Here is a 21,663-nt window from a genome sequence, read left to right on the forward strand (position 1 = left end):
AACATTTTATTCACTTTACTATTTTATCATTTCATGGGGTAAAATAAAATTTTTTGCACATTTTCCGTTTTCGCCCATACATTGGTACAGAGGGGAGGAATGGAATTGATTTTAATTCAAAAAATTGTTCTGCAGCGGCTCAATCAGATCACAGCAAACGATCTGTTAAGGTATGCAAAGCAGTATGGTGTCAGTTTAACGTCAAATCAAGCTGCCGAGGTGGCCAAACTCATGAACGGGAAAAACGTCAATATTTTTAATGATGCGGAGCGTAAACGGCTTCTTAAGCAAGTGGAAACGATTACGTCTAAACAGACAGCCCAGACTGTCAATGATCTTTTTAACCAGTTTACAAGTTAAGCAAAAAAGGGCCGCATTTAGCGGCACCTCATGATGTTGTATACTTTTTTACTACTGACCTGTGATTTTATCTAGCAAGCCTTTGTCGAATTGCTTTTCTTTCAGCATCGCAATTTCGAATTTGTAAGGTGGTTTTTTGTTCTTTTTATCTTCACCTACATAAGGCGTTTCTAAGATTTTCGGCACATCTTGAAGCTGTGGATGATGCACAATATGATTCAGTGCATCAAAGCCAATTTCACCAAAGCCGATATTTTCATGTCGGTCTTTTCTTGCGCCTTGTACGTTTTTACTATCGTTAATATGAAGAACCTTGATTCGGTCAATACCGACGATTCGATCAAATTCTTCCAACACACCATCAAAGTCACTCACAATCGGGTAACCAGCATCATGCGTGTGACACGTATCAAAGCAGACTGAAAGAGCTTCGTTATGTGTCACTCCATCGATAATTTGGGCAAGCTCTTCAAAGCTTCTTCCACACTCTGATCCTTTGCCCGCCATTGTTTCAAGTGCAATTTGAACCTCTTGACCTTTCACAATGACTTCGTTTAAACCTTCAATGATTTTTTGAATCCCTGCTTCTGGTCCTGCTCCGACATGTGCACCTGGGTGAAGGACAATCTGCTTTGCTCCCAGAGCTTCCGTACGCTCAATCTCAGAGCGAAGAAAATCTACACCAAGCTCAAATGTCGCTGGATTAACGGTGTTCCCAATATTAATAATATACGGAGCATGCACGACGATATCCGTCATGCCATGCTCTTTCATATGCGCTTGTCCAGCTTCAATATTGAGGTCTTCAATTTTTTTACGGCGCGTATTTTGCGGTGCACCTGTATAAATCATAAACGTATTCGAACCATAAGAGGCAGCTTCCTCACTCGCTGCAAGAAGCATATGTTTTCCGCTCATGGATACATGTGAACCAATCTTCAACAATGTTTCCCCCTACTTTCCATTACGCTTTGACTTTCTACGTTCCTGTCTTTTGATTTTATCCATCTCACGTGTCATTTTCTTTTTATATCCAGGTTTGACGGCTTTCGGTTTTTTCACAAGACGCTTTGCTTTTTCTTCAATTTCATTAGGTGCTTTTTTACGTCTTTGACGCTTCAAGCGGTCATCTGCATCTCGCCATTCGCCATGAACAATGGTTTTGTTTTCAAACACAACGCCCATTTTCTCAATTTGAATGAGCGCATCCTCATCAGCAAGCTCATAAATGGTCATCGCAATGCCAGATGAACCAGCGCGAGCTGTTCTACCAACACGGTGAACATAAAAATCAAGATCAGATGGAAGTTCGTAGTTGATCACGTGGCTGACGCCTTTAATATCAATCCCGCGGGCTGCAAGGTCAGATGCCACAATATAAGTGAACTCTAAATCATCAATTTGCTTCATCACTTTTTTACGTTCGCGCGGCGTTAATCCGCCATGTAGCACCCCAACCTTCATTCCTTTTTCTTGTAGGAATGATGCGATTTCATCAACGGTTGTTTTTGTATTCGCAAAGATGATCCCTAAATAAGGCTGTACATTCGTCACCATTTCATGGAGCAATTTTAGCTTGTCACGCTGTTTAGACGGGACCAAAATATGCTGAATGTTTTCAGCCGTAATACGTTTAGGTTCAACATGCGCATACTTTGGATTGTCCATATATTTTTTCAGGAAAGGCTTTAGTTTTTCTGGAATCGTTGCTGAGAATACAAGCATTTGCAGCTGTTCTGGCATTTGTGAACCAATACGGTCCACATCTTCTAAAAATCCCATATCCAGCATTAAATCCGCTTCGTCAATGACAAGAGACGTCGCTTTGTAAACATTCAGCGCCTGCTCATGAATGAGGTCAGCAATACGCCCTGGTGTACCGACAACCAAATGCGGCTGATTTTTTAGCTTTTGAATGGATTTCTGCTTGTCCGTTCCGCCAATGTAAAGCTTTGCTTTCACCTCTTCTTCTGGAGAGGCATTCTTTAAAATGGTTTGGGCTTCTTTGAAAATTTGATTCGCTAATTCTCTTGTAGGAGCAGTAATCACGACTTGTACTTGCTCTTTGCTTGGATCAATTGAATGAATAAGCGGCAATAAGTACGCGTGGGTTTTTCCTGTTCCTGTTTGTGATTGACCAATCACGCTTTCTCCTTTTAAAACAGCAGGGATGATTCTTTTTTGAATATCAGTTGGCTCATAAAAGCCCAATTCATGAATAGCATCTATAATAAAAGACTTTAATTCATATGTCGTAAATTTTGTTTCTTTCATGTTTTCACTCCTTAAGGCAATGCCTTTTTGCTCATCTCCTCATTATATCTGATTTTAAGCAAAAAAACCATGTCCGCTTTTCATATAGGAAACCAATTGATGCTTATTTGCATAACCTATAAGAGAAAGAGAATGCAGTAAGGGAGGTACAAGTATGTTAGGGCAAAGGCCTACGGGTGATTTTCAGCCGCACCGTCCCTCACGCCGGCACCTTGGAAATGGCGGACAGCCCGGGATTTTTCAAAGAAGACAGCAGGCTCCTATCGAACAGCCTTTTCAAGGGCAAGGCAATCAATTTCAGCAAATGATGCCCCGCTCCCCCTCTGTACAGGGACAGGGAGGCGGTTTACGCGCAATGGGCGGAATTCCAGGAGGCGAGAGCCGTGCATTAGGCGGCGCAGGAATTAAAGGCATGCTCGCTAAATTTCTTCCTGGCGGAGCTGGGGGAGCTGGAATCTCCGGAGGTGGTGCGGGATTACAAGGAATCCAGAGCTTCACAAATCCTGCGACTCTCTCAAGCATGTTAGGAAATGTTCAAAAAGTGCTCGGTATGGCGCAGCAATTTACGCCAATGATTCAGCAATACGGTCCTTTAGTCAGAAATCTGCCTGCGATGATTAAGCTGTACAGCCAGCTCGGCAGTGCGGATGATGATGAAACAAGTGCAAATGACGCCGGTGAAGAACCTAAAGAGATCAGCGAGGAAACAGAAGTGCCGCAAGAAGAAGCAGCCCTAGATGATGAAATAAAAGAAAACGAAGAACCAGAGGACATCCTCGTCAAAAAAACAGCTCCTCACTCATCACCTGATCCTGAAGCAAAACCGAAAAAAAGATCTGGCAGCTCTGTTCCAAAACTATATGTCTAGTGTTCTTTTAACGGCGAAGTGTTCACTGCGTATAACAATCTTTGATATATGCGCTTACTTTGGCTATAATGGAAGCAAGAGATGATAAAAAGCCGTTTTTTTACGGCTTTTTATATTGTTCTTCTCTAGCAGCACTTCCCTACAGGAGGACGAATAAATGAAGGTAATTAAAATATCGCCGCGTGGCTATTGCTATGGCGTTGTGGATGCAATGGTCATTGCTAAAAATGCCGCACTTGATAAAAACTTGCCACGCCCAATTTATATATTAGGCATGATTGTGCACAACAAGCACGTGACAGATGCCTTCGAAGAAGATGGGATCTACACACTGGACGGACCAAACCGCTTAGACATTTTAAAGCAGGTTGAAAGCGGAACGGTTATTTTCACCGCTCATGGCGTTTCACCTGAGGTTCGCCAAATTGCAGAAGAAAAAGGACTTGTCGCCATTGATGCCACCTGTCCCGATGTCACGAAAACACATGAACTCATTTCAGAGAAAACAGCCGATGGGTATGACATTATTTATATCGGTAAAAAAGGTCATCCTGAACCAGAAGGAGCTGTCGGAGTAGCCGCTGATAAGGTGCATCTAGTCGAAACAGAAGCCGACATTGAAGCGCTTGATTTAACTTCAGATAAGCTACTCATCACCAATCAGACGACGATGTCGCAGTGGGATGTCCACGATCTGATGGAGCTGATTAAAGAGAAATACCCTCACGTCGAGTACCATCAAGAAATTTGCCTTGCGACACAGGTACGTCAGGAAGCTGTTTCCGAGCAAGCTGGCCAAGCTGACCTTACCATTGTTGTCGGTGATCCAAAAAGTAATAACTCCAACCGTCTAGCCCAAGTATCAATGGAGATTGCTGGAACGCAGGCATACCGTATTGGTGACCTAAGCGAGCTCAGGCTGGAGTGGCTGCAAGGTGTAAATACCGTTGCCGTTACTGCTGGGGCTTCAACACCAACACCTATTACAAAGGAAGTCATCCGTTTCTTAGAAAATTATGAGCCAGATGATGAAGCAACTTGGAAAATTGAACGGTCGGTTCCTCTTTCGAAAATACTACCGCGCGTGAAAACAAAGAAATAAAGAGAACGTCAGAGCTGCTCTGCTCTGACGTTTTTTTGTTTACATAAACTGAAATGGATTTGTATTTGATTCAGAAACAAAGAGCTGTACATCATACTTTTTATCCGAACAGAGCGATTGAAGCTTTGACTTTACGCCCTCTTTCATGATTTTTTCTGCATAATGACCTGGGTCCACTACGTTCAGTCCGAGCATCATGGCATCATGGGCAACATGGAAATAAAGATCCCCTGTCACATACACATCAGCACCCATTCTTTTCGCTTGATGAATGTATTTATTTCCGTCACCGCCAAGTACCGCCACTTTTTTCACCACAGCGTCCGGATCTCCTACAAAGCGCGCACCATTTACATCTAGCTTTGTTTTCACAAATCGCGCGAAGTCTACAAGGGTCATAGGCTCTCTTAGCTCTCCTATGCGGCCAAGACCTTTTTGAATAGGAGGTAGGTCTGTCGTGTGTACACTATAAGCAACTTCTTCATAAGGATGCGCTTTGATCATTTCACGAATCACTTGTTTTTCTATACTTGCTGGGAAAATGGTTTCAATCCGCACTTCTTTGACAAATTCCAATTGTCCCGCCTCACCAATAAACGGCTGCGCTTCTTCTGATGGCAGAAAGCTGCCCGTCCCTTCATTTGAAAACGCACAATGGCTATAGTTACCAATATGGCCGGCGCCCGCATTTCCTAAAGATGTCCGGATGGCTTCTTCAAATTCCTGCGGAACATACAGGGCAAGCTGTTTGATTTGATCTTCATATGTCGGAACTAACACACGTGTTTCTTCAAGCTCTAAAGCCTCCGCAAGCAAGTCATTAACTCCTCCGTCAGCTACGTCTAAATTCGTATGCGCCACATATACTGCAATATCATGTTTGATGCATTTCTCAATGATCCGTCCAGCTGGCTGATCTGTCGCTACATGCTTTAATGGACGGAAAATCGGCGGATGGTGAGCAATGATGAGATCCACTTTTCGCTCAATCGCCTCATCTACCACATTCTCTAATACATCTAAGGTGATCATGACATTGGTTACTTTTTTATTTAACGTCCCAATTTGAAGACCGATTTTGTCACCTTCCACAGCATATGCCTTTGGTGAAAATTGTTCAAATAATTGGATGATTTCATGTCCATTTACTGTTTTAGTCAACAGTCAAAACCTCCTTTAGAATCTTTATTTTCACATGCAGCTCTTCGAGACGCTCTTTGTTCTCCTCTGTTCGTGCTGCCTGCTGAATTTGACTTTCTATCTTCTCCATATGCTGAAGCTCTTGCATCCACTTGCGCTGGAAGACGTCATTTTGCTCCTTTGCAAGAAACGGGCCAACCAGCATGCCTGTTTCAATTGACATTCCTTCATACGCTTTATCTTTGTCGCCTTTTTCGGCGATGATGATTTCGTATATTTTGCCATCCTCTTCTAAAATGACTTCATTCAACAATTCATACCCCTCTTGATAGAGCCATAAACGAATGTGGTGAGCATGGATATTCGGCTGAAGGATAAGCCTTTCATGGCCTGCAAGCTTATGCTTACCATCATTTAATATGCTTGCGATGAGTGCTCCGCCCATACCTGCAATCGTTACAGCATTCACTTCGCCTTTTCCAATGACTTCAAGGCCATTTCCTTTTCTGACTGAGATCTTGTCATCTAATTCAAGTCTATGTACTTGCTGCTTCGCCGATTGAAGCGGACCATCTGTGATTTCACCTGCAATGGCTTTTCCTGCTTTTTGATGCAGGATAGCATAGCATGGCAAATAGGCATGGTCTGAGCCGATATCAGCAAAGACTGCCTCATGTGGTAAAAAGTCTGCGACTCTTTTTAATCGTTTTGATAAATTCATTTCATTCATACGTATCACTACTTTTCTTTAATGTTCATACTTGTCTATCTTATATAAATTATGGACTTTTTAAAAGTCGTTTTCAAATGAAAAAAGCTCTTCTGTTGAAAAAGAGCTTTTTGCGTAACATTATTTAATTTTGGATACCCATTCCGCCATTTCATCAAGCTTTTCATTCGGAATCAGCCCGCCTGGCATCCCGTTGCCGCCTTCTTGAATTTTCTTCTTGATGTCTGCCACTTCAAGCTTGTCTCCAACGCCTTTTAATGCAGGACCTGCGCCGCCTTCATAGTTTTCCCCGTGACAGCTCAGACAGTTTTGCTTATACAATTCTTCAGGCGTCGCATTTGCTGTCTCTTCTTGCTTTTGCTCTTCGCCACCAGAGGCGATTTTGTCTTCATCTTTGAGTCCCTTCATTGATAAGAAAAAAGTGAGTCCAATACCTAAAATGGCAATCAATAAGAATGGTATAAGTGGATTCCGTTTCATTTCTTTCATCCTCCCCTTTGTGAAAACCCCTTTGAGACTATGCAAACAATTCTAATTCTACTTTAATTTTACAAAAAGTAAACGAATTATGATACAAAACTTTGGTCAAGTTCACAGATTAGACAAAAATGATGCAAGAATGAGAAATGAAGCCTTCAGCACATTTTGATGTATTTTTTATACATCTTTTCTCTAAGAACGTTGCAAATTCATTTGTTATTCAGTAAAATATAATCAGATTGAAAAAAGCGTTTTCATTTTTGATGAAGAAAGAACGGATCTCTTTCAAGATCCGTCCATTGTCTACTCTAAGAAGTCTTTTAATCGTTTACTTCTGCTTGGGTGTCTTAATTTACGAAGAGCCTTCGCTTCAATTTGGCGGATACGCTCTCTTGTAACGCCGAACACCTTTCCAACCTCTTCTAACGTGCGTGTTCTTCCGTCATCTAGACCAAAACGTAGTCTCAACACATTTTCTTCACGGTCCGTTAGCGTGTCTAATACATCTTCAAGCTGCTCTTTTAACAATTCGTATGCAGCATGGTCAGATGGAGATGTCGCCTCTTGGTCTTCAATAAAATCACCAAGATGCGAGTCATCTTCTTCACCAATAGGTGTTTCTAAAGATACAGGCTCTTGCGCAATTTTAAGAATTTCTCTTACCTTTTCTGGAGTTAAATCCATGTCTTCAGCAATTTCCTCTGGCGTTGGTTCTCTACCTAGATCTTGCAGAAGCTGTCTTTGAACACGGATCAATTTATTAATGGTTTCCACCATATGAACCGGGATCCGGATGGTTCTGGCCTGATCGGCAATTGCACGCGTGATCGCCTGTCTAATCCACCAGGTCGCATATGTTGAGAATTTGTACCCTTTACGGTAATCGAACTTCTCAACTGCCTTCATCAGACCCATGTTTCCTTCTTGAATCAAGTCAAGGAACAGCATACCACGACCGACGTAGCGTTTCGCAATGCTGACAACGAGACGAAGGTTCGCTTCCGCCAATCTTCTTTTTGATTCCTCATCGCCTTCTTCGATCTTTTGAGCATACGTAATTTCTTCTTTAGCAGATAGCAAATTGACACGTCCGATTTCTTTTAAGTACATACGAACAGGATCGTTGATTTTCACACCTGGTGGTACGCTTAAATCATTCAGGTCAAATTCTTCTTCTGCTTTAGCCAGCTGCTGAACATTTGGGTCTTCTGTCTCTTCGTTTTCACTAATGAGCTCTACACCCTGTTCGCCTAAGTATTCATAGTATTCATCCATTTGGTCTGATTCAATTTCAAAGCTAGACATACGCTCTGCAATTTCTTCGTATGTTAAAACGCCCCGTTTTTTACCCGTTTCAGTGAGCTTATCTCTCACCTGTTCAAAGGTTAATTCAGTTTCGGTTTCGTGGGCTTGTTTATCAGCCATTATGGATCCCTCCTTCCAAAGCTTGCAACGAATTCTAAAATAACTTGCGATTTGCTTCCGCTCTGTTTTTCTCTCTTTATCAAACAGATGAGCAAATAGGAATAAAATAATGAATGATGAAGGCAAGATGCTTGCGGACTTATGCTCCTCCTGTAAAGGATTCATTGCCAGCCGTAAGTCTTGTCTTAAATAGTAGACGTATTTACTTCAGCGAACGGTTCAACTGAATAATTTCTTTTGCAAGTGTTGCCGCTTTGAAGAAATCTTTTTGCCTCTCCGCTTCTGCACGTTCTAGTTCTTTTTCCTTTATCATTGACAGATTCCGATGATTCAACACTTTTTTTACATAATCACTTAATTCAGCTTCACTTAGCTCGTCTCCAACTTGAATCATGAATATATCCGTCAAAAGCTGATGGATGACCTCATCTTCTATACGGTTCATCAGGTGCTGCGGCGTTGGTTCTTTGCCTTCTTCATACAAAGCGTAAATGTATGTGGCCAGCGCCCTGTGAGAATCTATATTAAATTCAATCCCTACTCTGTCAAGCACTTTGCGGATCACGTCATCACTTTTCAACATATGAGCAAGCAGCATTCGCTCTGCATTTTCATATGCTGGCCGCAGACGCTTTCTTCTTACCTGTGTTGACAGATGTGCACGCCGTTTTTCAAGCCCGCTTTCTTCCTGCGTGCTTTTGGTTTCTTGCCGCTGCTGTTTTTCAAACAGCTCAAGTTGTTCTTTTAATGAATCAAGTGAGATCGAGAACTCTCCAGCAAGCTGTTTCATGTAAATCTCTTGTTCCAAGGAGCCATTTAATCGGCTAATTTCCCGGAGAACCTGCTTCATATAAGTTAGTCGGTCTCCTTCGTCAGATAAATTCTTTCCCCTACGGAAAAAATTCATCTTAAATGTCATTAATGTCACACTTGCATCTATGATGTCATTCCTAAATTTCTCGCCGCCATATTTACGAATGTAATCATCTGGATCAAGTCCATCTGGTATCATGGCAACGCGAACTTTACATCCTCTTTTTCCAAGCAAATCTGACGCTTTCATGGTGGCTTCATAACCGGCCGTATCAGAGTCATAGCAAAGGATGATCTCTTCTACGTTCCGCCTGAGAAGTTTTACGTGCTCTTCTGTTAAAGACGTACCCATTGTTGCAACACTTTCGCCGACACCTGATGTGACAGCTGAGATGACGTCAGCAAATCCTTCGAAAAGAACTGCCCGTTCGCGTTTTCGAATATGCATACGCGCGTCATGAAAGTGATAAAGCAGCTTACTTTTATGAAAAAGTGGCGTTTCAGGACTATTCATATACTTTGGCTGCTGATCACCAAGCGATCTTCCGGAAAAAGCGACAACTGTCCCATGATGATCATGAATAGGAAACATGACACGATCCCTAAAGCGATCAAAAAAGCCTGTGCCGTTTTCACGTTGAATCAAAAGACCAGCCTTCTCCATCATCGTAGGATCAAACCCTCGTTTTTCTAAAAACTTGGTCATGAAATCCCAAGAATCAAGAGCATATCCGATCTCAAACTTGGCAATTGTTTCATCCGTAAAGCCTCTCGCCCGTAAATAATCGAGTGCGTTTTGACCTTCTTTTGTATTTACCAGCAAATGGTGGTAAAATTTCTTAAGAAGCTCATGCGCTTCAATCATTTTATGATCTGCTGTATCCTCTTGCTGTGAGGAACTGGTTTGAGCATTTGCTACATGATCAGGCAAATCAATATGGTACTTATCAGCAACATGTGAAACGGCTTCAATAAATGAGTAGCCTTCCATTTGTCTGAGGAACGAAAATACATTACCTCCTGCACCACAGCCAAAACAATGGAAGATTTGCTTATCTGCTGAAACAGAGAATGAAGGAGTATTTTCACCATGGAATGGACAAAGACCGAAATAATTTCGACCTTGCTTTCTAAGCTGTACGTATTCTCCAATCACTTCGACAATGTCTGCATTTTTTTGGATTTGCTCCAAAAGTTCATCTGGTATACGTTTGCTCATCCTAATAACACTCCGTCGTACATTATTCGCCTTTTAATTCAAAAATCCTTCATGATTCGACAGGATTTTTTGTAGTTGCGCAATAAATCGCTTTTTATCCTCTTCTAATAGCTTTTTGGGACCTTTTCCGTATACACCTTTTCTTCGCTGTTTGCTGGAAACATGCCTGCGTTCCAAATCAAAATCAATTGTTTCGTTTGTATACATTCGTCCTCTTTCAGACAGTACAATGACCTGTCTTGGAAGCAGTAAGGAGGCAAGACCAATATCTTGGGTGACGACAATATCATGCGCGGCAGCTGAGTTCGCAATGACTAGGTCCGCTGCTTCCTTATGTGTATCTACAAACCGCCAGTCTTCAAGTGAAGATCTTTTGGTTTGAAAATGCTCATATGAAGCAATGAACGTCACAGGTACTTCAAATTGAGATGCGACCGAAAGGATTTCGTCTTTTACAGGACAAGCATCTGCATCGACATAAATCGTCCTCTCTTTTTTATGTTCATTCAGGTGACTAATTCTCCATCCCTCCACCTTATTCCTGCTTTAAAGAAGCAAAAAGACCATACTTTTCCCCCATAAAGCAATCAACAGTAAAACTCATTTTGTCGAAAAGTTATGTTCAGAATCACTTGACTTCTGCCAATATTAGTTTATTCGTTCTTGACTTAACTTAAACCTAAAATCAATCATTTTATCACAATTTTTTATTATAATACAAATGCAGCAAATATGCTATTGTTTTTGTTTACCCGTTTCCCACCATAGGAAAAACCCAGGAGGAGCATCCTGAGTTTATTCGGAACCTCTTTTGGTCAGCATTTGATGAATGACATTTGCCGTTTCCTCAACAGCTTTATTCGATACATCAACGACTTGACAGTTAATGCGGTCCACCACTTTTTCAAAATATTCTAGTTCTTCTTTGATCCGCTCAATGTTCGCATAAATAGCACGATCATTTAAACCTAGAGATTTTAAACGCTCTTTACGAATATGATTTAGTTTGTCTGGACTAATTTTCAAACCGATGCATTTCTTTGGATCAACTGAAAATAACTCCTCTGGCGGATCTACTTCAGGAACAATTGGAACGTTCGCTACCTTCAGCCGCTTATGCGCCAAGTATTGAGATAATGGTGTCTTGGACGTGCGTGATACACCGATGAGCACAATATCAGCCTTTAGAATGCCTCTTGGGTCTCTGCCATCATCATATTTCACTGCGAACTCAATGGCTTCTACCTTTTTAAAATAGTCCTCATCTAATTGGCGTACACGCCCCGGCTCATTTTTCGCTTCATTTCCGTAAGCGGTCTCCATTTTATCGATGAGTGGACCGATGATATCATAATAAACGACGCCGTTTGCTTCTGCTTCTTCAATTAAGAATTGGCGCATTTCTGGTACAACAAGCGTAAAACAGACGATTCCGTTATCAGCTTTCGCTAGTGAAATGACTTCTTTAATTGTACCAACATCCTCTACATATGGGATTCTTCTAATATTTGAATGGTCTGATGAACCGCCATCAAATTGGCTAAGTGCCGCTTTGACCACGAGCTCTGCCGTTTCTCCTACTGAATCTGATACCACAAAAATTACGCGATTACTCATAACATCCCCTCGCAGTCTTCTGTATTAGATTATTTCATTCTCCGATAAGCTAACAAGTATTTTCGTCATGTTTGTTTTCGTAATTCTGCCGACCACTTCAAAGCCTTTATCCGTATCTTTTATAACAGGAAGTGCGTCTATCTGCTTTTCAATCAAGTGTTTCGCCACATCCATAATGAAATCTTCCTTGCGACAAACGGTGATGTTCGGCATTCTTGTCATAATAATATGGACAGGGATCGATGGAAGCTCCTGTTTTCCAATACTTGCGCGAAGGAGGTCTTTCCTTGACAACACGCCTGTTAAAATAGAGTGATCGTCCACAACGAATAATGTGCCCACATCCTCTAAAAACATCGTACAAATCGCATCATAAACTGAAACATTCTCATGTATCACTACTGGAATGGATTGAAAATCTTTCACTTGAAGTTTTTTCAGCTTATCAGCTAAAAGCTGTGTGCCTGTTTTTCCTGTGAAAAAGTAGCCGACCCTTGGCCTTGCTTCTAAAAAGCCTGACATCGTTAATATGGCTAAATCCGGTCTGAGGGTCGCCCTAGTTAAGTTCAGCCGATCGGCGATATGCTCTCCAGTAATCGGACCATTCTCTTTGACAATCTGTAAAATCTGCTCTTGCCGTTTATTTAACTCGATTGTACTCACCACCTTTAAATAGAGAGAGCGAATCTTTACTTTATGTATATCATTTTCATAACTCATCATATTATAGCGCATCTTTGTCCGAATGAAACAAAAATCCACTCAAAAACCGTGAATTAAATGAGTAAAAAACGATTGCCCTTTGAAAAAGGCAACCGTTCTTAGGTATTTATTTTACAATTAAATTGTTCATATTCGCAAATGATTGAATGACTTTGGCTAGTTTGACCATTTGCGCCAAACGATTTCGCTTCAGTTTTTCATCATCCGCATGGACCATTGTATGATCGAAATAATGAACAATCGGTGTTTTTAACGTATTTAGCGCCTCAAGTGCTGCGCTGTATTGTCCTGCTGCTACATGATCATTGACCGCTGTCTCTACTTGCTGATATGCCTCAAATAGTTTTTGCTCATACTCATTTTCAAACAGTTCAGGCTGAATCTCTGTGTCTTCCCCTTTTTTACTGATTGAAATGACGCGTCCTAATGCTTCTGCCGTTTCTTTGAAGCTTTCTTGTTTCACGCTCTCTTCAAGGACCGCTGCTTTTTTCACAACCGCATAAGGTTCAATATCTTCAGCATCTAGCACGGCATCAACAACATCATGACGGATATGCTCTGCTTGGAGGACATATTTTAAACGGTGTGTTAAAAATTCAATGAGAGCAGTTTCATGTGCTGCTTCTACTTGAGCAAGTGCCAAAAGCTCTTTGAATGAAATATTCCAATGACGATCAAGCAGAATTTGAACGATACCACTCGCTTGTCTTCTTAGTCCATAAGGGTCTTGAGAGCCTGTTGGAATGACATCAATAGAGAAGAAGGAGCAAATAGAATCCAGCTTATCTGCCACTGCGACAATCGCACCAATCAAAGTGGACGGTGCTTCATCACCGGCAAAGCGTGGCATATAGTGCTCGTTGATGCTTTTAGCCACTTCTTCATGTTCGCCAAGTGCTTTTGCATATTTCTCACCCATGATGCCTTGTAATTCTGGGAATTCATAGACCATTTGAGTCACAAGGTCAAATTTCGAAATACTTGCGGCTCTTGCCACACGCTCTGTCGTTTCGTCATCTGCACCGACATGCGCTGCTAGACGCGTCGCAATGTCTGTCACTCTCTTTAGCTTCTCGCCAATTGTGCCAAGTTTCTCATGGAATACAACCTTATCAAGCTTTTTAATATTGTCTTCAATGACTAGTTTTTCATCTTCTTTATAGAAGAAGGCAGCATCTGATAAACGCGCACGAAGTACCTTTTCATTCCCTCTTGCGACATTTTCCAGCGCCTCACTGTTCCCGTTTCTAACTGTAATAAAGTGCGGCAGCAATTCCCCTTGCTCATTTTTCACTGGGAAATAGCGCTGATGCTCTTTCATTGTTGTCACCAATACTTCTTCAGGTAATGCCAGGAACTCTTCTTCAAAGGAGCCAGATAGCACCGTTGGGTATTCTACAAGATCGTTCACTTCTTCTAGAAGCTCAGGATCGACCGGAATAACCCAGCCTTTTTCTGAAGATAGCGTCGTCAGCTGCTCAGTAATGGATTGTTTTCTTTTATCTGAATCTGCAATAACAAATTGTTCGCGCAATGTTTGCTCATAAGAAGCTGGTGAGTCAATAGTGGCTGCGCTGCCAAGGAAACGGTGTCCTCTTGTCTCACGACCGCTTTTTACCCCGGCAATCTCAACAGGTACAATCTCCTCTCCAAATAAACAAACAATCCATTTAATTGGACGGATATAGCGTAAATCGTTGCTTCCCCATCGCATGTTCTTTGGGAAACTTAATGAGGCAGCGATTTCCCCTAACGCTGGCAGAAGGTCTTTGACTTGCTTTCCTTCTTCAAACTTTTGGACATGGACGTAATCCACTCCTTTGATCTCTTTAAAATAAAGATCATCTGTTGAAGCGCCTTGTCCTCGGGCAAAGCCTTCCGCTGCTTTTGTCCAATTCCCTTCAGCATCTTGGGCAATCTTTTTAGCTGGTCCCTTGGCTTCCTCTTTGATGTCTTCTTGCTTTTCTGCGACACCTTTCACGAGTACAGCAAGACGTCTTGGTGAGTTGAATAAAGTCAAATCTTCGAATGAAATATTTTGCGTTTCAAACCAAGCTTTTACTTTTTCACCTAGCTGCTTTGTGCTCTCTGGCATGAAACGAGCCGGCATCTCTTCTAAGCCGATTTCGAGTAATACATCTTGTTTATTCATGAGAAGCCGCCTCCTCTTTTAACATTGGGAAACCTAGTTTTTCTCGTTCTTCATAGTATGTTTTGGCTACTTTTCTTGCCAACTGGCGCACTCTCCCGATATAGCCCGTTCGCTCAGTAACAGAAATCGCACCCTTTGCATCGAGCAGGTTAAACGTATGAGAGCACTTGAGTACATAATCATATGCCGGGTGAACAAGCCCTTTGTCCATTTGGCTATGTGCTTCTTTTTCATACGTCGTAAATAACTCAAACAGCATGTCGGTATTAGATGTTTCAAATGTATAAACAGAGTGCTCATATTCAGCCATTAAGAATAAATCTCTAACGGTAAATCCGTCAGTCCATTCAAGATCGAAGACATTTTCTTTATCCTGGATGTATGAAGCCAGACGTTCAATACCGTATGTAATTTCAACGGAAACAGGCTTACATTCTAGGCCACCGACTTGTTGGAAATACGTGAATTGTGTAATTTCCATTCCATCAAGCCATACTTCCCAGCCAAGTCCTGCACAACCGAGAGATGGATTTTCCCAGTTGTCTTCAACAAAACGAATGTCATGTTTCAGCGGGTCAATGCCTAGTGCCTTCAATGATTCAAGATACAATTCTTGAATATTGTCAGGTGATGGCTTAATGATCACTTGAAATTGATGATGCTGATACAATCTATTTGGGTTTTCTCCATATCTGCCATCAGCCGGGCGTCTTGAAGGTTCTACATATGCTACCTTCCATGGCTCTGGGCCAATGCTTCGCAGGAACGTGTATGGACTCATCGTTCCGGCACCTTTTTCTGTGTCATACGCCTGCATTAATACGCAGCCTTCATTTGACCAATGCTTTTGCAGCGTCAAAATCATGTCTTGAATATTCAATGATCGCACCTCCATCTTTTCTACACCAGCCGCTATGTATGGCGGTTGGGACTAGAACCTCGCAAAAGAACACAAAAACTCCCGTCTCTATGTTCGCAAGGCTCCTTGCAAACATAGGGACGAGAGTTTTTCCCGCGGTTCCACCCTATTTGCTGGTGTCGTAGCATCCAGCCGCTTTGTTTACGTTGCTCAAGAATGCCTTTCGTTACGCCTCCATCCTTAGCTCACACCGCCCTAAGGTCGCTTTTAATGGATTCTACGTAAGTACTTCTTTCTGTCAATGCAACATATTTGATCTTAGATGATCTTACAAAAAGTCATGGGAGATGTCAACTTTTGTTTTCGCCGCCCATAAGCTTTTTCATGGATTCCATTTGATTCATGAATTTTTTTGATTTTAAATAAAGGCCTGAATATTCGTCATAATAGTGATCGAGCACTTGACGAATTTCTTGTTTCGTCTGCGGTTTCACATCAACCGAACCGAGCCTTGATAAATCAAAATAATGAAACAAACGGAGCAGCCTTGCAGCTGCTGGGGATAAGGGCAGTTTATAAGGATCTTTAGAAAAGCAATTTTGGCAAATGAATCCATTATCTCTAATCGAGAAATGGAACTGCCCTTCTTTTTGACCACAGTGGACACATTGATCCAGTTCAGGCTTCATCCCCATTACTGATAACATTTTGACCTCTACGATAAATAAAATAATATCAGCATCTGTGCCTTCATTGAGATGGCGCAGAGATTGAAGCAGGAGCTCAAATAAATAAGGGTTTGGCTTTTTTTCTTCTATGCCTTTATCGAGTAACTCTGTCATATATGCAGCATATGCGGTTAGAAATAAATCCTCACGAATGGCCCGCATACTTTCGATCATTTCGCCTTGCTGGAGCGTTCCAAGCCCTGTTGATGATTGGATCAGGAAGGTTCCGTATAAAAACGGCTGGCTTATGGCTGACAGGCGGCTATTTGATTTTTTAGCGCCTCTTGCCATCACACCAATTTTCCCATGTTCTCTAGTGAGCAGCGTGACAATTTTGTTTGTTTCGCCATAATCTGTTGTTCTAAGGACGATTCCTTCACTTTTAATGAGCATTTGTCTACACTCCGAGCGTTGGAGGTGGTCAAGAATTATAAGATTGGAAAATCAAATCGTGCTATTTCTTCTTCAAGTACATCGGGTCTTTCCAGGTTCTCCTTTTCTAACTCTTTGAAAAGCAGATACGTGTCAACGCTTCCTGTTTGTGAAAATACGTTCCATGTAAAATTCAACATAAAAACCCCACCTTTCTTTATTAGAAGCAGCAACGCTACATCCAACATATTAATTTTATCTTGACCAGGCTACCTCCATTTCATGATAAACAATTTTTACTAATCGAGCCGCACCATTGTCAGATTTCATGACAACAGTAGCGATTTTTTAATATTCGTCTTCTCTAAAGCCGAAGTCACGAAGGTGAGTGGATTTATTTCGCCAGTCCTTCTGAACTTTTACCCAAAGCTCCAGATACACTTTTGAGCCGAGAAGCGCTTCAATATCTCTACGTGCTTTTTGTCCCACTTCTTTTAATAAGCTGCCTCGTTTACCAATGACGATCCCTTTTTGTGAGTCACGTTCTACGACAATGGTCGCCGCCACATGGATCTTGCCATTTTCATCTGGCTTAATAGATTCAATCGCAACCGCAATACTGTGCGGAATCTCTTCTCTTGTTAAATGTAGCACTTTTTCACGAATTAATTCAGAAATAATAAACCGTTCTGGATGATCTGTTACTTGATCTGCCGGATAAAATTGAGGTCCCTCTGGAAGATAACCTTCAATTTGCTGAAGAAGCGTGTCAATGTTGTTTCCTTCAAGAGCTGAAATGGGCACAATTTCCTTAAATGGATAACGTGTACGGTATTCATCAATTAACAGGAATAGCTCATCTGGATGAATTTGGTCAATTTTATTCACGACAAGGAACACTGGTGTCGATGTTTGCTTTAGGCGTTCAATGATGAATTCATCACCTTTGCCATAGCCTTCCTGTGCGTTGATCATAAACAAGATCAGGTCGACTTCCTTCAGTGTATTTTGGGCTACCCTCATCATAAAATCACCAAGCTTATGCTTAGGTTTATGAATCCCTGGTGTATCGATAAAAATCGTTTGTGACGTATTGGTTGTGAGCACACCTTGCACTTTGTTTCGTGTCGTTTGGGGCTTATCACTCATGATGGCGATCTTTTGTCCAATAACACGATTTAGAAAGGTTGATTTTCCTACATTTGGTCTGCCAATAATTGATACAAATCCTGATTTGAAGCTTTCGTTAGTCATTTAAATCCTCCGGTGAAAATGCGCCTGGCAATAGTTCGTTTACTGTCGTTTCGTATATATGTCCTTTTAGGTTCGTTAGGATCACTGGCATATCAGGTGCACATAGTTCTGAAATGACCTGTCTGCATGCGCCACACGGCGAAACAGGCCGATCAGTATCAGCCACTACTGCTAGCATTTGAAACGATGTGATACCTTCTGAATAGGCTTTAAAAAGTGCTGTTCTTTCCGCACAATTACACATGCCGTATGCTGCATTTTCAATATTGCAGCCGCCATACACTTTTCCATCATTTGATAACAATGCTGCACCGACTTTGAATTTTGAATAGGGTACATATGCAAAATCTCTTGCTTTAACTGCTTCTGAAATCAACTCTTGTTTGTTCATTCCTAGTTCCCACTTTCAGAAGAAATGGACCCACTGTCACATTTATATTTTACATAATTCACGCGACATTTTCACGCCCATTTCTAAAAATGTTAATAAATAGTAATATTGTTCTATTGCATGATCTTCGGTATGAAAATCATCAATCCAATCATAACCGAAATTGCGGCGTAAACGCAAACAGCGCCTGCTGCAGCGTCCTTTGCTCTCTCGGCAAGCGGGTGCCTATCTTCTGTCATTAAGTCCACTGTATGTTCAATGGCTGTGTTGACAAGTTCAAGTGCAAACATCCCGCCGCATAAAAGCAGAACGATCATCCATTCAAATGGTTCTATTTGAAACCAAAAGCCGCAGATCACCACGATGATGGCTGCGACTGTGTGAAATCGAAAATTCCGTTCATTTAAGAAAGTTCGCCATATTCCTCTAAACGCATAATAAAAACTCCGAAAAAAACGGACAAGGGGCCTTCTTTTCTTACGATGATCTTGAAAGGCCATAATCATCCAAGATCTTTGTCTGTTTGGCGAACATTTCTTTTTCATCTTCTTCTGTCATATGATCAAACCCGAGCAAATGCAGGAACCCATGAATGGTGAGGAATCCAAGCTCTCTCATAAAGGAATGTCCATATTCCTCTGCCTGCTCTTTCGTACGGTCCACACTAATGATGATGTCGCCGAGTACAGGCGGAATATCATCAGCACCAATGATCTGAGTCTCCCCTTCTCCTTCTTCCTCAAGTGCAAAGGAGATGACATCCGTTGGCGCGTCTTTACCTCGGTATTCTTTATTGATCTGATGAATCTCCTCATTAGAGACGATCGTCACTGATACTTCTGCTTGATCTTTGACCTCAAGGGCATCCGCAGCAAACTGAAGAAGCTTTTCCACTTCTTCAAGCTGCTCTTTTGATACTTGTCCTGTCTCATCTATTAAATCGATTAACAATGTCATTTACTTCACCTTCTGCTTCGGGGCATCTGGATATTCAATCCGAGAATGGAAAATCCCCTTTAATGTTGTACAAATCGTTTGACTAATGATATTTAATTCTTTAAATGTCAGATCACATTCACTAAATTGCCCATCCTGCATTTTATCTGAAATAATGCCTTTGACGAGCTTTTCAATCCGCTCTGGATTTGGATTATGCATTGATCGTACCGCCGCTTCGACGCTGTCCGCTACAGAAATAATCGCAGCTTCTTTTGATTGTGGTTTTGGACCAGGATAACGAAATTCTTCTTCTGTCACCTGATCATCACGCTCTTTTGCCTTATAGTAAAAGAACTTTAACAGTGACTTCCCGTGATGCTGTTCGGCAATATCGACAAGCTCTTCAGGAAACTTCTTTTCTCTCAGCATGTCAGCCCCATCTGTCGTATGGGCAATAATGATATTTTTACTCAGCTGAGGAGAAAGCTTGTCATGCGGGTTATCAATGTTCATTTGGTTTTCGATAAAGTATTGTGGTCTTTTCGTTTTGCCAATGTCATGATAATAAGCACCGACCCTTGCTAAAAGACCGTTTGCGCCGACTGCTTCACATGCAGCATCCGCTAAATTCGCCACCATGACACTATGATGATATGTACCTGGTGTCTCTGTTAAAATCTTTTTGAGCAGCGGATGATTTGGGTTTGATAATTCTATCAGTTTCATTGTTGAAAGGATGCCAAACATACTCTCAAACACAGGCATTAACCCAATGACCAATATAGATGATGCAAACCCGGACACAATCGCCATCATGAGGTTCACACCGATTTCAAGCCCTGATGGAGAGGAGTTTTGAATGAGCGTAATAGATAGAACCACAAGCACATTCATCAAAGCGACCCAAAGCCCCGCCTGCAATATTTTTGAACGTGCATTATGCTTTCTCAAAAATAAAATGCCCGCCATCCCGCTCACAAGATAATAAGCGCAGATTACATAGTTAAAGACCCCAGTTACTCCTTGATTAAACATCATACTGCCGCAAAGAGCAAAAACAAGACCAGAAAAGATCGCTAACCGCTCATTAATGAGCAGCTTGATCAGCATCGTCCCAAGTGCCACTGGCACGACATAACCTATCGTCGTAACCTTCGTTTCCTGGAAGAGACTGAATACTTCCATGATGATTAAGATAATGGTAAAAATGAGCGAGAAGAGGAGCAACGACTTATTCTTATGAACAAGCGACTTTTTCCTCGTTTCAAGTGAATGAATGATCGCTGCTAAAAATAGACCAATCAAAATCATAAGACCGCTTACAGGCTTAATCAAATTGGAGCTATTTAAGAGACCTGTCAGTTCTAATTTACGATACACTTCTCGGTCGATAAGCTCTCCTTCTTCGACTAAAATTTGCCCTTGCTTAATCTGAACCGGCTGAATATTATCTGCAGCTTCTTGTCTTTTCTTCTCGGTTGCCACAGGATCAAATACATAGTTCGGAATGATCGCAAATTCGCCGATTTCTTTTGCTGCATTTAAGTACTTTGATGGAATTGAGTTATTTTCAAGCTCTGTTTTGACTTGTTTTTTCTCATCTTGTAATTTTGCTGCTGTAATCTCTTTACTCATCAGTGAATTCACCACTGTGATGATGGAATCCTTAGTAAAAGACAGATTTTCGTCACTTGCCTGAAGCAGTGCCTTAATGGACTGGTCTGAAACAGCTTCCTGCATGTCCGTTGTCAGCTTTTCTTTGACACGCTTGACCATTTCTTTATCTGTAGGCGGATTCTCTTTTTCATCTGATGCTTTCTTCTCTTCTTTAATGGCTTCAAAGAGCGAGGAGATGAGGTCAACGCGATTGTCAGAATATGCTTTTTTGAGTGTATATTGATCCTCTACTTGATCTGTTGCTTCTTGCTTCTTTTCTTCTGTCGCTTCTTGATCATCGACGGTTGACGGAGAATAGATGGTCTGTTCGCTCACTGAAAATAAATCTAAATCGAGCGATTCGGGCTTTACATGGAAGAAGAGCACCACGAATAGAATGGCTGCTAAACCAACGTATAGCAAAACATTTAAATAACGTGAGCGCTCCATTTTCTGAGGTTCTTTTTTAGACAGCAGCCTTTTGCTCTTACTGCCTCTCTGATTCTTTCTCAAGGAAAGTACCTCCTTTTTTACTTTAAACCACGATGGAAACAAAATGAC

Annotated in this window: 22 protein-coding genes; 3 read left to right on the forward strand and 19 right to left on the reverse strand. The window is 41.5% G+C overall.

Translation table 11 applies throughout. The features are described 5' to 3' along the window. The first annotated feature begins 105 nt into the window (after nucleotides 1-105). On the forward strand, nucleotides 106-360 hold the full coding sequence (locus C5695_RS12555; RefSeq protein ID WP_117731021.1) for a DUF2624 domain-containing protein: 255 nt from the start codon (nucleotides 106-108) through the stop codon (nucleotides 358-360). Nucleotides 361-411: 51 nt separating this feature from the next. On the opposite strand, the gene C5695_RS12560 is transcribed toward C5695_RS12555, so the two are convergent. Next, nucleotides 412-1,305: a deoxyribonuclease IV gene (locus tag C5695_RS12560; protein WP_117731022.1), complete on the reverse strand. Its 894-nt coding sequence runs from the start codon at nucleotides 1,303-1,305 to the stop codon at nucleotides 412-414. A 9-nt stretch (nucleotides 1,306-1,314) separates the two neighbouring features. Further along, nucleotides 1,315-2,634 (reverse strand): DEAD/DEAH box helicase, encoded by a 1,320-nt coding sequence (locus C5695_RS12565; protein WP_117731023.1) that lies wholly within the window; start codon nucleotides 2,632-2,634, stop codon nucleotides 1,315-1,317. A gap of 154 nt (nucleotides 2,635-2,788) precedes the next feature. On the opposite strand from C5695_RS12565, the gene vrrA reads away from it, so the two are divergent. After that, nucleotides 2,789-3,502, forward strand: coding sequence for a VrrA/YqfQ family protein (gene vrrA / locus C5695_RS12570; RefSeq protein WP_117731024.1), 714 nt, complete (start codon nucleotides 2,789-2,791; stop codon nucleotides 3,500-3,502). Between the two features lie 157 nt (nucleotides 3,503-3,659). Next, complete coding sequence (locus C5695_RS12575) at nucleotides 3,660-4,604, forward strand: 4-hydroxy-3-methylbut-2-enyl diphosphate reductase (RefSeq protein ID WP_117731025.1); 945 nt, start codon at nucleotides 3,660-3,662, stop codon at nucleotides 4,602-4,604. 39 nt (nucleotides 4,605-4,643) lie between these two features. Here the strand turns inward: C5695_RS12575 and C5695_RS12580 are convergent, their stop codons facing one another. The 17 genes from C5695_RS12580 to C5695_RS12660 form a co-directional block, all read right to left on the reverse strand. Beyond that, nucleotides 4,644-5,765 (reverse strand): Nif3-like dinuclear metal center hexameric protein, encoded by a 1,122-nt coding sequence (locus C5695_RS12580; RefSeq protein WP_117731026.1) that lies wholly within the window; start codon nucleotides 5,763-5,765, stop codon nucleotides 4,644-4,646. Further along, entirely contained in the window at nucleotides 5,758-6,474 is a 717-nt protein-coding gene (locus tag C5695_RS12585) for a tRNA (adenine(22)-N(1))-methyltransferase (protein ID WP_117731027.1), read from the reverse strand. Before C5695_RS12585 ends, C5695_RS12580 begins: the two co-directional genes overlap by 8 nt. Before the next feature lie 120 nt (nucleotides 6,475-6,594). Beyond that, nucleotides 6,595-6,954, reverse strand: coding sequence for a cytochrome c550 (gene cccA, locus C5695_RS12590; RefSeq protein WP_044139406.1), 360 nt, complete (start codon nucleotides 6,952-6,954; stop codon nucleotides 6,595-6,597). A gap of 303 nt (nucleotides 6,955-7,257) precedes the next feature. After that, nucleotides 7,258-8,379 (reverse strand): RNA polymerase sigma factor RpoD, encoded by a 1,122-nt coding sequence (gene rpoD, locus C5695_RS12595; protein WP_008342392.1) that lies wholly within the window; start codon nucleotides 8,377-8,379, stop codon nucleotides 7,258-7,260. Between the two features lie 202 nt (nucleotides 8,380-8,581). Continuing rightward, nucleotides 8,582-10,411 carry a DNA primase gene (gene dnaG, locus C5695_RS12600; RefSeq protein WP_117731028.1) on the reverse strand — a complete coding sequence of 610 codons (1,830 nt, stop codon included), beginning with the start codon at nucleotides 10,409-10,411 and terminating at the stop codon, nucleotides 8,582-8,584. A gap of 33 nt (nucleotides 10,412-10,444) precedes the next feature. Then, nucleotides 10,445-10,945 carry a YaiI/YqxD family protein gene (locus tag C5695_RS12605; protein ID WP_117731029.1) on the reverse strand — a complete coding sequence of 167 codons (501 nt, stop codon included), beginning with the start codon at nucleotides 10,943-10,945 and terminating at the stop codon, nucleotides 10,445-10,447. A gap of 261 nt (nucleotides 10,946-11,206) precedes the next feature. Then, complete coding sequence (locus tag C5695_RS12610) at nucleotides 11,207-12,028, reverse strand: pyruvate, water dikinase regulatory protein (RefSeq protein WP_117731030.1); 822 nt, start codon at nucleotides 12,026-12,028, stop codon at nucleotides 11,207-11,209. Between the two features lie 24 nt (nucleotides 12,029-12,052). After that, complete coding sequence (locus C5695_RS12615; RefSeq protein ID WP_024423017.1) at nucleotides 12,053-12,691, reverse strand: transcriptional regulator CcpN; 639 nt, start codon at nucleotides 12,689-12,691, stop codon at nucleotides 12,053-12,055. A 166-nt stretch (nucleotides 12,692-12,857) separates the two neighbouring features. Further along, nucleotides 12,858-14,903 carry a glycine--tRNA ligase subunit beta gene (gene glyS / locus C5695_RS12620; protein ID WP_117731031.1) on the reverse strand — a complete coding sequence of 682 codons (2,046 nt, stop codon included), beginning with the start codon at nucleotides 14,901-14,903 and terminating at the stop codon, nucleotides 12,858-12,860. After that, nucleotides 14,896-15,783: a glycine--tRNA ligase subunit alpha gene (glyQ, locus tag C5695_RS12625; protein WP_012010611.1), complete on the reverse strand. Its 888-nt coding sequence runs from the start codon at nucleotides 15,781-15,783 to the stop codon at nucleotides 14,896-14,898. The genes glyS and glyQ overlap by 8 nt, the downstream gene beginning before the upstream one ends. Before the next feature lie 329 nt (nucleotides 15,784-16,112). After that, nucleotides 16,113-16,883 (reverse strand): DNA repair protein RecO, encoded by a 771-nt coding sequence (gene recO, locus C5695_RS12630; RefSeq protein WP_117731032.1) that lies wholly within the window; start codon nucleotides 16,881-16,883, stop codon nucleotides 16,113-16,115. Nucleotides 16,884-16,918: 35 nt separating this feature from the next. Then, nucleotides 16,919-17,062, reverse strand: coding sequence for a YqzL family protein (locus tag C5695_RS12635; protein WP_003217288.1), 144 nt, complete (start codon nucleotides 17,060-17,062; stop codon nucleotides 16,919-16,921). A gap of 148 nt (nucleotides 17,063-17,210) precedes the next feature. Then, nucleotides 17,211-18,116, reverse strand: coding sequence for a GTPase Era (gene era / locus C5695_RS12640; RefSeq protein WP_007501305.1), 906 nt, complete (start codon nucleotides 18,114-18,116; stop codon nucleotides 17,211-17,213). Continuing rightward, nucleotides 18,109-18,507: a cytidine deaminase gene (locus C5695_RS12645; RefSeq protein ID WP_034661347.1), complete on the reverse strand. Its 399-nt coding sequence runs from the start codon at nucleotides 18,505-18,507 to the stop codon at nucleotides 18,109-18,111. Before C5695_RS12645 ends, era begins: the two co-directional genes overlap by 8 nt. A gap of 113 nt (nucleotides 18,508-18,620) precedes the next feature. Next, nucleotides 18,621-19,007, reverse strand: a complete 387-nt coding sequence (locus tag C5695_RS12650) for a diacylglycerol kinase family protein (protein ID WP_117731033.1) — start codon at nucleotides 19,005-19,007, stop codon at nucleotides 18,621-18,623. Beyond that, on the reverse strand, nucleotides 18,985-19,464 hold the full coding sequence (gene ybeY / locus C5695_RS12655; protein WP_117731034.1) for an rRNA maturation RNase YbeY: 480 nt from the start codon (nucleotides 19,462-19,464) through the stop codon (nucleotides 18,985-18,987). Before ybeY ends, C5695_RS12650 begins: the two co-directional genes overlap by 23 nt. Further along, the gene (locus C5695_RS12660) at nucleotides 19,465-21,615 is read right to left on the reverse strand and encodes an HD family phosphohydrolase (protein ID WP_117731035.1); all 2,151 of its coding nucleotides are present in this window, start codon (nucleotides 21,613-21,615) and stop codon (nucleotides 19,465-19,467) included. Nucleotides 21,616-21,663 lie beyond the last annotated feature (48 nt).

The organism is Bacillus pumilus (assembly GCF_003431975.1).
Taxonomy (GTDB): domain Bacteria; phylum Bacillota; class Bacilli; order Bacillales; family Bacillaceae; genus Bacillus; species Bacillus pumilus_N.